The organism is Sanguibacteroides justesenii (assembly GCF_003204205.1).
Lineage (GTDB): Bacteria > Bacteroidota > Bacteroidia > Bacteroidales > Marinifilaceae > Gabonibacter > Gabonibacter massiliensis.
Map to the genome: position 1 here is coordinate 95,294 of NZ_QJPL01000006.1, position 13,309 is coordinate 108,602.

10 protein-coding genes, 1 tRNA gene and 1 riboswitch are annotated in these 13,309 nt (G+C 43.3%); of the genes, 2 read left to right on the forward strand and 9 right to left on the reverse strand.

Features of this window, described 5'->3' with window-relative positions; all coding sequences use genetic code 11:
* Positions 1-26: 26 nt before the first annotated feature.
* The 9 genes from ribH to DMB45_RS10890 form a co-directional block, all read right to left on the reverse strand.
* Positions 27-488, reverse strand: a complete 462-nt coding sequence (ribH, locus tag DMB45_RS10850; RefSeq protein ID WP_041504155.1) for a 6,7-dimethyl-8-ribityllumazine synthase — start codon at positions 486-488, stop codon at positions 27-29.
* Positions 489-510: 22 nt separating this feature from the next.
* On the reverse strand, positions 511-1,773 hold the full coding sequence (locus DMB45_RS10855; RefSeq protein WP_041504154.1) for a bifunctional 3,4-dihydroxy-2-butanone-4-phosphate synthase/GTP cyclohydrolase II: 1,263 nt from the start codon (positions 1,771-1,773) through the stop codon (positions 511-513).
* Between the two features lie 27 nt (positions 1,774-1,800).
* The gene (gene ribE, locus DMB45_RS10860) at positions 1,801-2,451 is read right to left on the reverse strand and encodes a riboflavin synthase (protein ID WP_041504153.1); all 651 of its coding nucleotides are present in this window, start codon (positions 2,449-2,451) and stop codon (positions 1,801-1,803) included.
* Positions 2,452-2,508: 57 nt separating this feature from the next.
* Positions 2,509-3,657 (reverse strand): bifunctional diaminohydroxyphosphoribosylaminopyrimidine deaminase/5-amino-6-(5-phosphoribosylamino)uracil reductase RibD, encoded by a 1,149-nt coding sequence (gene ribD / locus DMB45_RS10865; RefSeq protein ID WP_235375100.1) that lies wholly within the window; start codon positions 3,655-3,657, stop codon positions 2,509-2,511.
* Between the two features lie 37 nt (positions 3,658-3,694).
* Positions 3,695-3,816: riboswitch (FMN riboswitch) on the reverse strand.
* Positions 3,817-3,870: 54 nt separating this feature from the next.
* Complete coding sequence (locus DMB45_RS10870; protein ID WP_052634781.1) at positions 3,871-5,682, reverse strand: DUF3810 domain-containing protein; 1,812 nt, start codon at positions 5,680-5,682, stop codon at positions 3,871-3,873.
* A gap of 6 nt (positions 5,683-5,688) precedes the next feature.
* Positions 5,689-6,429, reverse strand: a complete 741-nt coding sequence (locus DMB45_RS10875) for a DUF169 domain-containing protein (protein ID WP_041504152.1) — start codon at positions 6,427-6,429, stop codon at positions 5,689-5,691.
* Positions 6,430-6,731: 302 nt separating this feature from the next.
* Complete coding sequence (locus tag DMB45_RS10880; protein WP_041504151.1) at positions 6,732-8,768, reverse strand: M13 family metallopeptidase; 2,037 nt, start codon at positions 8,766-8,768, stop codon at positions 6,732-6,734.
* A 149-nt stretch (positions 8,769-8,917) separates the two neighbouring features.
* Positions 8,918-9,235, reverse strand: coding sequence for a 50S ribosome-binding protein YggL (locus DMB45_RS10885; RefSeq protein ID WP_041504432.1), 318 nt, complete (start codon positions 9,233-9,235; stop codon positions 8,918-8,920).
* Between the two features lie 17 nt (positions 9,236-9,252).
* A complete protein-coding gene (locus DMB45_RS10890) occupies positions 9,253-11,349 on the reverse strand; it encodes an alpha-L-fucosidase (RefSeq protein ID WP_041504431.1) in 2,097 nt (698 codons plus the stop codon).
* Positions 11,350-11,746: 397 nt separating this feature from the next.
* Here DMB45_RS10890 and DMB45_RS10895 point away from each other — a divergent pair.
* A tRNA-Asn gene (locus tag DMB45_RS10895) sits at positions 11,747-11,820 on the forward strand.
* Between the two features lie 157 nt (positions 11,821-11,977).
* Positions 11,978-13,303, forward strand: coding sequence for a TolC family protein (locus DMB45_RS10900; RefSeq protein ID WP_041504430.1), 1,326 nt, complete (start codon positions 11,978-11,980; stop codon positions 13,301-13,303).
* Positions 13,304-13,309: the final 6 nt, after the last annotated feature.

A 13,309-nucleotide genomic window follows, 5' to 3' on the forward strand; every position in this document is an offset into this window, starting at 1 on the left:
CCTATTGTCTTAAAATCTTCGATAGCTTACAGTTGCTTTAATAAATTGATCATTTCAATAGCTGTTGTCATAGCTTCAAAACCTTTATTTCCCGCTTTCGTTCCGGCCCGTTCAACGGCTTGTTCTATCGAGTCGGTCGTTAAAACTCCGAAAATAACAGGTACTCCCGTTTGAAGTCCCACGTTAGCAATACCTTTGGTCGCTTCATTGGCAACCATATCAAAATGCGGTGTAGCTCCGCGTATGACGGCTCCAATACATACAACGGCATCGTATCGGTGAGTTTCAGCCATTTTTTTAGCTACTAACGGAATCTCAAACGCCCCGGGGACCCAAGCCAAATCGATATTCTTCTCATCACCGCCATGACGATTAAAAGCATCAATCGCACCACCGAGCAATTTACTGGTGATAAACTCATTAAAACGTCCGGCCACGATACCGATACGTTGTCCTTCTGCCAATAATTTTCCTTCCAATAAGTTCATTGTCTCTATTTTTTATTATTTATTATTTGTTTACTTCGTTTTCCTTTTCCTGTATCAATTTCTCGACCTCTTCACGTCCGCGGACATGAAGTATATGTCCCATCTTCTTGTACTTCGTGTACATGTAAAATTCATTTTTCTCGTTACAAGTCATCTCAATAGGCTCGCGTCCGACGATCTCAATGCCATATCCTTCCAGTCCGCTAATTTTCTGCGGATTATTGGTCATTAATATCATTTTTTTCACACCTAAATCGGCCAAAATCTCCGCTCCTGTACCATACTCCCGTAAATCGGCCTTGAAACCGAGTGCCAGATTTGCTTCTACCGTATCCATTCCCTCATCCTGCAGATGGTAGGCTCTCAATTTATTGATCAAACCTATACCCCTTCCTTCTTGTCGCATATATAATAAAACTCCGCGTCCATTCTCGGCTATTCTTCTCATAGCTTCAGCCAACTGATCTCCACAATCACAACGCAGAGAACCGAAAACGTCTCCCGTCAAACACTCCGAATGTACTCGGCACAACACGGGTTCGCCATCCGTCACGTCTCCCTTAACCAAGGCGACATGATGTTCTCCATTGATTTTATTCACGTAACCGTATGCCTTAAAGTAACCGTATTTTGTGGGCATTTCCGCTTCCGTTACCCGTTCTACCAAAATTTCAGTCCGGCGGCGATAGGTAATCAAATCCGATACCGTAATCATTTTCATATCATGCCTGCGGGCAAATTCTTTTAATTCGGGAGTCCGCATCATAGTCCCGTCTTCCCGCATAATCTCGCAACACAATCCACACTCTTTCAATCCGGCGATACGCATCAGATCGACTGTCGCTTCCGTGTGTCCCATACGTTCCAACACTCCTCCGGGTTTTGCCTCCAAAGGGAACATATGGCCGGGACGACGGAAATCAGTCGGTTTCGCCCCCTCCTCCACACATTTCATCGCCGTCACGGAACGCTCCAAAGCAGAAATTCCCGTTGTTGTAGAAACATGATCTATCGAAACAGTAAAAGCCGTACAGTGATTGTCCGTGTTCGTAGCCACCATCTGCTCTAACCCCAGTTTGGTCGTTAATTCACGACTCATCGGCATACATATCAGCCCCTTGGCATAGGAAGCCATAAAATTTACATTTTCCAACGTAGCATGTTCAGCCGCACATATCAAATCCCCTTCGTTTTCCCGATCGGGATCATCAACAGCAATAATCATCTTTCCGGCTCTTAGGTCTGCGACAGCCTCTTCAATCGTACTAAATTCAAATTCTTTCATATCTTTATCTGTAAATAAACTACACCTCTAAAAACCATTAGCCAACAAAAAGTCCAATGTCAACCCCGGCTTCCTTTCATCCGAGGGAGAGGTCGACTTTAACAATTTCTCAATATATTTCGCAACAATATCATTTTCTAAATTAACAACCTCGCCTATTGCCTTTTTGACCAAAGTAGTCTCATCCCGCGTATGAGGAATGATCGACACTTGAAAACGGTCTTCAAACACACCGGCAACCGTCAAGCTGATCCCATCTATCGTTATCGAACCTTTATCCACGACATATCGCAACAAAGCCGCGGAAGCCTCTATCGTTATCCAGATCGCATTCTCATCCTTCTCCCGGTTTACAATCTTTCCGGTACCATCTATGTGTCCGGATACAATATGCCCTCCCAAACGACCGTTCAAGCACAATGCCCGCTCCAGATTTACCCGGTCTCCGGCCCGTAAACACCCCAGATTACTCCTCGTAACGGTCTCCGGCATAACATCTGCAAAAAAACGATCTCCCTTTATGGCAGCCACAGTCAAGCAAACTCCGTTCGTGGCGATACTATCCCCGATTTTTACATCCTCCAATATCTTCCGCGCCTCCACCTCGAGTACGACGCTACGATCTCCTCTTTTCACCCCTTTTATCGTGCCTATTTCTTCTATAATTCCAGTAAACATAGCAGTTTCAATTTATATTTAGCACCTTAGATGCATCATAACCACCTTTACAATTATCTATCTTATTTTCCCGTTTATTCTCAATTTGAAAAGCACATCCTGCCCCACATGCTGCACATCGGTTATCTTCAAATCGATCGCATCGGCCATCTTGGGAACTCCCTCTCCTTCAACCCCTGTTTTGGCATTCATTCCTCCTATCATTTTCGGAGCGATAAAAGCATAAACCTCATCTACAAACCCCTCGTCTAAAAAAGAAAAATTCAACGAACCGCCTCCTTCCAACAGAACAGAGTCAATGCCTGATTTTCCCAATTTTCTACATAAATCCCCTATCCGTACCAATCCTTTCTCCTCGTCACACAACAAAGTCTCCACACCACACGCTCTCAATTGCCGCAATCGTTCTTCCTTTGCAAATCGGGTATGAGCCACGACAGTCCGATAAACCGTTGCCGTCCGTACAATCTTACTACTCAATGGAACACGGGCATTACTATCCACGATAATCCGGACGGGTTGCCGCACTTCCCGGTCGACGATCCGGCAATTTAGCATGGGGTCATCCGCCAAAACCGTACCGATACCTACCACAACTGCCATCAGGCAAGCCCGCATCTCCTGCACTTTCGCCCGGGACTCCTCCCCCGTGATCCACTTTGAATCTCCCGTATAGGTAGCAATCTTCCCGTCTAAAGTCGATGCCGTCTTTAAAACGACCCAAGGCATTCCTGTTTCAATATATTTCAAAAATATCCGGTTCTGTTCCCGAATACGTTCCTCCTCCACACCACAAACGACCTCGATACCGGCTTCTCGGAGAAGCGCCATTCCCTTTCCCGCAACCAAAGGATTGGGATCGGCAATGCCCACAACAACTTTGGCAATCTTATGTTCTATGATCGCTTCCGTACAAGGAGGAGTTTTCCCATAATGACAACAGGGCTCAAGTGTTACATACATCGTTGCTCCCGTCGTGTCTTCTTCGGCTGCATGCAGTGCATTTCGTTCGGCATGCCATTGTCCGAATCGCTCATGCCATCCTTCTCCTATCACTTTTCCGTTTTTTACAATGACAGCACCTACCAACGGGTTCGGATTCACAAATCCGCATCCCCGATCCGCAAGCTCAATTGCCCGCCTCATATAAATCAAATCCTCTTTTCCCATCATACAAAAACCCCGAATATCGTATATTCGGGGCATATATTATTATTACTATAATTTATTATAATCCTAATCTACATTTCTTCTATCATCCGGACTTTAACCGTCGGTTTTGGAATCGCACCAAATCAGTCTCCTAAAGGAGAGTCGCGGACTATTACCGCCGGTAGGGGATTGCACCCTGCCCCGAAGAAACATTTACTTTACAAAAGTACAGATTATTCTGAAAAATAACAAACTTACCGGATGTAATTAATGATTTTTTTCTGCAATTTCAACAACATCCAAATTATCCCTCTCCTCCTGCCTCAATCGTTTATAGTATTGCCAGCAGCCTAAAATCTGCTCGACCTTCACCAATGACCCCGGCCATACAATAAACTCGCTTATTCCATAACGATCGGCAGAACGATTCCAATCATACGTATATCCCATCTGCGTCCAAGGATAAGGAGGATTACCCGTATAAGAACGAAGCCTATTTTGCTCGAACCATTCCCTGTAATTTTTATCGGCACGAATCGTATAATCCAAAGAAGCCACGGTATCGTCAATCTCAGGATCCCGGGAAGGTCGGCGAAGTCCCTCCTTTTTTACCCAAAAGAATACCAGCATGTCATACGAACGGGTCGGTGGCAACCCCAAAAGTTGAAGCATTCGCATCCGAACCTCCAAAGAATCTTTTAGTAACCGAGCCCCCATTCTCTGCTTTAATTCAAAAGGCAATACGACCCAGCTAACATGAGACGAAGTCTTAAATTCATCCCCCTCGGGCCAGTACTTCAATTCGTTCTTCCCCATCATAGATACGACCAGTAACATCTGATTCGTATCCAGATCCCGCCATTGAATCCGAGAGTCACCCTGTTTTCTTATAATAGGAACCAAACCATTCCACAATTTTGTAGAATCAACCATCCGGGCATCTTCAACTGCTTTCAAATACTCCTTCTCTAATCTTTTCAGATCCGCGTATCCGGTTTCCCCGATTCGATATTGTTCGTAAGAGATTAATAATCCTATAACCTCCGAATAATTCTTTACCCCGCTTTGAACTCGATTTCCCTTTAAAAAAAGATTATACAGATATTCCTGCGCATTTCCGATCCGAGCACTATACCGTGAACGCCAATAAGCACTCTCCTCTTTGTATAAAGCGACAATACCGGGATTCAATTGCTTTACCACTTTTTGAAATTCTGATTCAGGTAATAGATTCCGGGCATTCTGCATTACATAACCCAATAGAGAGAAATACCCGCTAAAACGAACTATCGGGGAAGATGAACGTATGCAGATCATATAAGCATATAAATTTGCTTCCGCTTCACTCGAGATTCCCAATCGATGGGCCAATTCATGAGCATAACACGAAGGGTACTGTATAAAAGGCAATTCGGTGTTCAGGTTAAATTCCGAGAAAAAAGGTCCCATATACCCCAGAATCGACATCTTTGACATGGAACGGCTAAACAACATCGGTTTAGGTAACATTTCCTCTCGAGGAGAAAGTAACCCGAAGCAAGAATCCACCTCGCTATAGCCCTTCTTTATCTCTGCCGCAACCTCCTGCAACTCTATCGTCGGATAAAAAAGAGTCACCGTATCTCCGGCCGACTCATAGGCCGCATTCAAACCCGTCAGGTAGTTTTCCAAAAACTGTTGAAAATTCGCAGGATTATAACGCACTTGCCCTACACCCGATCGAGTATAAAAATCCTCACGAAAATAATTCATTCCCCATGCCATATAAAACCACACGTATATCCACCCCGCCCCCTCAAGTAAGCGCACAAACATAAGTTTTACAGACCTGCCTTTCCATAAACCGTATACCGCATAACCGACTCCTCCCGAAACAATCAGCAAAATAAAAAGATCCCCCAAAGAAAACGGGACCCATGAAGAAAAGAAAGAGAAAAAAGCCGAAACAACAGGATATAAATGAAGAGCATACCACTCCCCCCAAGAAGAATTTCCGCGTACCAATCCGATTCCGGCAATAAGCAAAACCAATACGGACCATCTAATAATCCGTTTTTTATTCACACTTTTTTTTATCATACGATATTAAATACGCCGCTGTATTTTCATCCAGGTATCCGTAATCAAAAAACTCTCATCCATCTGATCGATCATCTCCATAAACTTGTTCATCGGAATAGCTAACGAAAGCAAATCGGCATCCATACATTTTCGAGCCGAAGGATCAAACATTCCGATCACGGCCCGTTTACGCCCTTCTATCTGTTCCCGATACGGGTGATATATTATGGAAGTACACCCGGCTCCGAAAGGAGCAATGACAGCATCTGACACCGTACTATCAAAGTTAACCCAGGTAAAAAGCCCCGAAATCACATCCGGATTACCCATAAAAACAACGACTTCCGGACAATCTTCCTCTTCCAATCTATCCCATCGCTTAAACACAATAAAATCTCCTTCCCGAGGAAGCAAGGGTAATTCTTTCATGATTGCCTCGACTTGCCCCGGAGTACGCTTATAGCGCTCTCCACATTCCCAATCCTCTCCATGGGACAAAAAATAATTAAACCGTCCATTTACAACTTCCTTATATCCCAAATAATGTTTTCCCCCGCCACAGCCGATAGAAGACTCCGAGAAACAGAGCGATTCTCCCCGACGGACTTTCAACAACTGGGCAATGATACACGTGTGTCCTTTTGCCTCCCGCACTAAGGGTATCCGGCAATTATCCTTCGAATAATAAAAAGTAATCGGTAACTCCGCATCATTAAAAAAACGACGCCAAAGAGCTATAAATCGGTCTCGCTTAACAACATCCATAGGTCAACTTCTACTCCATTTTTCCGAAAGTTACAGATTATTTCGATTAAACCAATAGCACAGGTGAAATGATTTTGAGATTAAGAGATTAAAGGGATTGACGATTGTAGATTGTAAATTGTAAATTAAAAAACTACGTCCAATTTAAAATCTACAATTTAAAATTTACAATAGAAAGATTGACGATTGCAGGATTAAAATTGAATCATGGAATCGCGGAATCCTATTGACCCGCCATTTACAGCAAAAAGGGCTATCCTCGAAATCGACGGACAGCCCTTTTATGACAATACAACTCTTTTTTACCAAATAGAAGCCCGTTTTTCTACCGGAATGAACAAAGGATCTCCCTCTTTCACATTAAAAGCCTCGTACCAGGCTGAGATATGAGGAAGAGCCCCATTCACTCTCCAGCGACCCAAAGAATGAGGATCAGATTTTGTCTGCAAACGAACCTGCTCGTCGCGGATATTACCCGCCCAAACATTTGCGTAAGACAGGAAGAAACGTTGCGCCGGAGTAAAACCATACGCATCTACTCCAAGAGGGTCGGTTTTCATCGCTTTTTGTAAAGCCGCATAGGCCACTTGTAGCCCTCCGTGATCGGCAATATTTTCTCCTAACGTCAATTTCCCGTTACCTTTCAAATCGGGTAATACTTGGATACCATCGAAATAATCCACTAAAACCTGAGCACGCTCTTCAAAGTTTTTAGCATCCTCTTCCGTCCACCAATCTTTTAGATTTCCATCTTTATCAAACTGACGTCCCTGATCATCAAACCCATGCGTCATTTCATGACCGATAACCACACCGATAGCTCCATAATTGCAGGCATCGTCAGCATTCATGTCAAAGAAAGGATATTGAAGAATCCCGGCTGGAAAGCATATCTCATTCGTCGTCGGATTGTAATAGGCATTTACCGTTTGAGGGGTCATATGCCATTCGTCCTTGTCGACCGGTTTCCCAGCTTTCGCAAGCAGGTAATCGTAATCAAAATTATTGGAACGTACAATATTATCCCAATAGGAATCATTCTTAATCTCCAAACCGGAATAATCCCTCCACTTGTCGGGATAACCGACTTTCACGTATATGGTAGATAATTTTTCCAAGGCCTTCGTTTTTGTTTCATCACTCATCCATGACAGATTTTGAATCCGTTCTCCTAAAGCACTTTGCAAGTTGGAAATCAGCTTCAACATACGTTCTTTAGCCTCTGCCGGAAAATATTTTTCCACGTACATTTGTCCCACGGCTTCTCCCAGTACGCCATTGACCGCACTTACCGCACTCTTCCAACGAGGTTGCATCTCTTTTTTACCGGAAAGCGTTTTCCCGTAAAATTCAAAGTTCTGGGCCACAAAATCGTCACTCAAATAAGCTGCCGCCGCATCAATCACCTTCCATTCCAAATAAGACTTCAATACATTCATATCCATCTCGTTCATCAGATCGGCACTCTCCTTAACCGCAGCCATTTGCGCCACATTCAGCTCCTCCACCTCCTTCAGTCCCAATGTCGAGAAATAAAGATCCCATTGAATACCGGGAATCTCTCTTTTCAAATCCGCTAACGACATCTTATTATAATTGGCATGCGGATCGCGCAATTCGACAGCACTCTTGGCACTCTCGGCCAAGCGTGTTTCCACGGTCATAACGTCGGAAGCCGCCTTATTCGCCTCCGATGCAGAAAAACCGGCTAACTGAAACATCTTGGCAACGTGCTGCCGATACTTTTCCCGTATCTCTTTCGTGTGATCGTCATCATCCAAATAATACTCGCGTTCTCCCAAACTGATACCGCTTTGATACAGGATAATCAAATTCATGGCACTGTTCATATCGTCGGAACCCACGTAAAGTCCGAAAAAGGGATCAAAACCGTCACGACGCATTTCGGCAATCGTTTTCGATAACTCTCCCCTGTCCTTAATAGCAGCGATTCTTTCCAATTCGGCTTTAATCGGTTTCATTCCGTCTGCATTCCGCCGCGTACTATCCATCGCCATATTGTATAAATCGCCTATCTTTTGGGCTATGCTTCCGGGAGCGGATTTCTGTACAGCCAACTCTTCAATCAGACCTTTTATCTGCTGTCTGTTATTCTCCGCCAAAAGGTCAAAAGAACCGAATCTGGCGTATTCGTCGGTCAAAGGATGATTTTTCATCCAGCCGCCACATGCATACTGATAAAAATCAGCATTAGGCGTTGCTGCCGTATCAAGATTGGCGATAACGATACCTCCTTTTTGTACGGTCTCTTTTTTACTATTGCAACCTGTAATCATCAATGCTAAAGCAATAAAAGATAAATAACATTTTGTTCTCATACGTAATATATCAATTCTTTAAAATAACTCACTCCCGTCGAACTCCATTCGCACGAAGACCGGCAAAATTAATATTTTACCCCTTATATAAAACGTAAATAGGAAATATCTTTTTCAAACGAATACGAATCTGTCTTTTACTCCTATGCTTATGCCCATCCATACCAGGCGTCCCTCAGTTCACCTATCGTAAAGCCGTAAATATCGGAGCTTTTAGCCTCCAACCAACTCTTTACAGCATGGTATTCCTCCAAGGTAACACTACCTTTTTCCCTCGTAACAAATCCGCCGCAGACTTCCGCATTCCACCCGCCGCCCATTTCCAGATGATGGCTGCGCAACAATTCGATAAACTCCTTCAAAAAAGTTTTTGCATCTTCTCCCTTCTCTTTAAATCTTATCTCAAACGAAAATCCTAACTCTTGAAATTCTGCTTTATGCAATTTTTTCCGCAATCTCTTTTTCATCTCTTTATCATTACAATTTAATCCATGCTGATCCATACATCCTGTAATCCCATATCGCAATTCCGGTTTTCCGGTTTAAGCAACCTGAGTTCACAAAAGTGCACCTCCCTCGGTAACAGGGGAAGCGGCTTCAATCGAAGCTGATAAACTATTTGAGGAACATCCGGGTTAACTCCATATTCCATGGTTTCCCCACTCCGATTATAATACCTCACGATTAACTGATTATCACCCTTATCCAAAGGTAACATCACTATTTCCCGCTCCTTGAATTTATCCCCCACAGAAATTTGTTTACGAAGCGTTTTTCCATTTAACACGACCTGTAATCCTTCCGGGTTAGACAATTCAACCAAAATCGACTGAGCGGTATCGCTCTCAATCGAACACAACAAATAAAGAGATTGTTTCGGAGTCATCGCGACAACATAATGAGTACCGAAACCGAAACGAGGTATTTTTTTCCAAATCACCCCATTCTCTTCCCGGGCAGGATCAACACGATGATTTTCTCCCAAACAAAAACTCCCGAAACGATCATCGGAAATTTTGGTTTGATAAACGGATTCCCAGCGTACCGAACCCGGCTGAACTTGTAAATGTTTTACCTCTCCTCCTTGCAAAAGGAGCTCTTGCTCTATATTGTCGATCGTTAATTTTATCGTCTTATATCGATCGTTATCGGTATAAACGACAACCGGTTCTGCGTATGGTTTATCAAACAGAAATCCCCATGATCTTCCGACAATACATCTGAAACTGGAATAATAATCCATGCTGGAATACCCGTACGCGGGAACGGCATTCGAGGCGATTAAACGCTCTGCAGGGACCATACGGACAGGAAGAACCTGAAACGGTTCTGCAAATGCGATTTCGGCCACAATCATATGCCGGTCGGGATATACCGTCTCCGGAATATAAAGAGTTATGTCATTCCCGTGCTGATCCAATCGCAACGGATCTTCCCTTCCGACAAGAACAGCCCTAACGGCCTCTCCCTGAATTCCGGACAAACGAATCAAACGATCGTCCGGCATTCGTTCGATGAATAAATAGAGCCTGTTTCCTTTCATCGTCATATCTCCCCACTCTCCGGCATGTTCAAAAGGATTGGCTCGCGTATTGTAAATAGCTCTACCGTATCTATTCAACCATCTTCCCATCTTCAACAAAGCATCCCGCTCGTACTCCACGATAGAGCCATCCCCCCGGGGACCGATATTTAACAAATAATTTCCTCCCCGGCTGACCACCTTTACCAATCCGAGTAATTTTTCATTTATCTTTTGCTCCAGATCTCCCCTCTCCTGCCAGGAACGGTATCCCCATGTTTCCGGAAAGAAAGATGCGGGAGTTTGCCAGGGGATCCCGATTTTATAATCCGGATACTGATTATCTCCCATCACGCAGAAATCACCTTGATTATTTCCCAAACGTCCGCTAACCATACATTCCGGTTGTAAACGGTTGACCAAATCGTATAACTCCTTACTCTGTTCCGGTGTCAAGGATCCCATATCGAACCAAAGCTCCGAGACGGGGCCGTAGTTGGTCAGAATCTCTTCCACTTGCTTCATATTGAAAGCATGGTGCTCCGGTGAAACCGGATCCGCGTTATGCGAAGTTATTTTCGTACCGGGAAAATGCCAATCTATCAATGAAAAATACACACCGAACTTTATCCCGAATTTCCTACAAGCTTCAGACAACTCCTTCATGACATCCCGATTGAAAGGAGTGGCATCTACCACGTTATAGTCCGTATAATTCGAATGATACATGCAAAATCCGTCATGATGCTTCGAAGTAAAAATAACAGACTTCATTCCGGCCAACCGGGCTAACCGCACAACAGCCTCCGCATCCCATTTTTCAGGATTAAAACGAGCGGCGACAGCTTCGTATTCATCCGCCGGAATAGAGGCGAAAGATTGGATTTGCTCGCTATATCCGGTCATGATCGGCTTCTCCTTCCACACGCCTCCCAGTTCAGAATACAATCCCCAGTGAATAAACATGGAAAATTTCTGATTCAACCATTCAGCATTCGGCTTCTCTTGCGCACAAACAACCTGAAAACCAAATAATAACAACAACAGACATCTATACATAATCCCCCAAATATTTACAACATTTTTAAGCATATAAATATACAGGATATAAATCGATTGTACAAATTATTTTTATTGACGTCTATGGGTATACAACTAAAGACAAAACGAAGAATCTTTTCGATTTCTCCTGTCTATGCAATTTAGAATCGCCGATTTACCTGTATTCCAAAGCTTTTTTTAACTTCCCTATCGTCTTTCACAACGATAGTCGCATGTATAAACGGTACACTCAGGTATCTGTTCCGCCCATATCCTACTTTGAGATTTTCAGCACGCCGCAATCTTCTGAATGGATTTATCCATCCTCGTTCAATAATAGTTTTTCAAGAAAAACTTTCATTTTTATTTGGTATAATTCGAACAAACTTCTATATTTGCATCGCTTTTGAAAAATTCCTTAGTAGCTCAGTTGGTTAGAGCGGCGGACTGTTAATCCGTAGGTCGTAGGTTCAAGTCCTACCTGAGGAGCTCCCAAGCCTTACAGCAGAGCTGTAAGGCTTTTTTATTTCATCGGTAAATAACGTCTGGTGGTCGACAAAACCGTCCCGTTTGTCTAATTCAGTTGTTTCCTTTTCCGGACATACCTAAATTCGTCTCAGAAATAAACAATTAAGGTATGAATAACATGAATTACATACGATTATTTACCACTTTTTTCATAGTCATTTCATCCACGGCCGGCTTTACCCAAGAAAGGCCGGCCCTTTGGACTCTCCGGGAATGCATTGACTATGCCAGAAAAAATAATATTCAGGTGCAATCATCCCGCATCAACAATCAAACAGGAGTTGTCAACTTGTTAGAGTCCAAAGCCCAATTATTCCCGTCATTGGTTTTTTCCAGCACACAAGGTTGGTCCCATCAAAAAACACAAGACACCGGTAATAAATTCACTTCTCGAAGTGCTTATACCGGAAGCTATTCGTTAAATGCCGGTATGACCCTGTATAACGGAAGTAAACTGACTCGTTCCGTGAAAAAACAAAAGATTGCGGCAGAAGCATTGGAATATGAAACTTCCGTTGCCGAAAACGATATTGAAATTTCCGTAACCGAAGATTATTTACAGATTTTATATGCTAACGAGGCTCTCAAAACCAACAGACAGACACTCGAGACGTCCAAGGCACAGTTAGACCGAGCCGAAGAATTATACAAGGCAGGCTCTATCGCTGTCAGTGACCGCTCTCAGATCAGGGCTCAATACAGTAACGATCAATACCAAGTCACGTTAGCGGAAAACACGTTAGCATTAGCGAAATTACAATTAAAACAATTACTGGAATTAGAATTGGACGAATCTTTTGAAATCCATTTTCCGGAGCTGTCCGATGCCGATGTTCTTACACTCGTTCCCTCTTTGAAAGAGGTGTACGAAACGGCTTTGAAAGTTATGCCGGAAATGAAAAGCAGCAAATTAAAGGTTGATGCGGCTTATCTGGATGAAAAGATCGCGGCGGCCGACCGCCTGCCCAGCATCACGTTTAATGCTTCGGTAGGAACCGACCACGATTCCGACTCGGATTACTCTTTCAGGAAACAGCTGAATAACCGATTAAATGAAAATATCGGAATCAACATCAGCATTCCGATTGCGCAAAACCGACAGGTAAAATCAGCCGTAGAAAAAGCAAAACTCCAAACAGAAACGGTCCAGTTAGAGGAGATAAATACCCGTAAGACACTACTGAAAACCATCGAAACTTTATACCAAAATGCTATTTCGGCACAAAGCCGGTACATAGCGGCAACGAATAGCGTAAAATCAGCTTCTGAAAGTTACCGTCTGGTACAAGCACAATTCGATGCAGGAATGAAAAATACCGTTGAATTATTAACGGAAAAAAATAATTTCTTATCAGCAATACAAGAACAAATACAGGCTAAATACGATGCGATATTATCCATCAAATTACTGAATTTCTACCAAAATCAACCGATTGAATTATAACGTAAA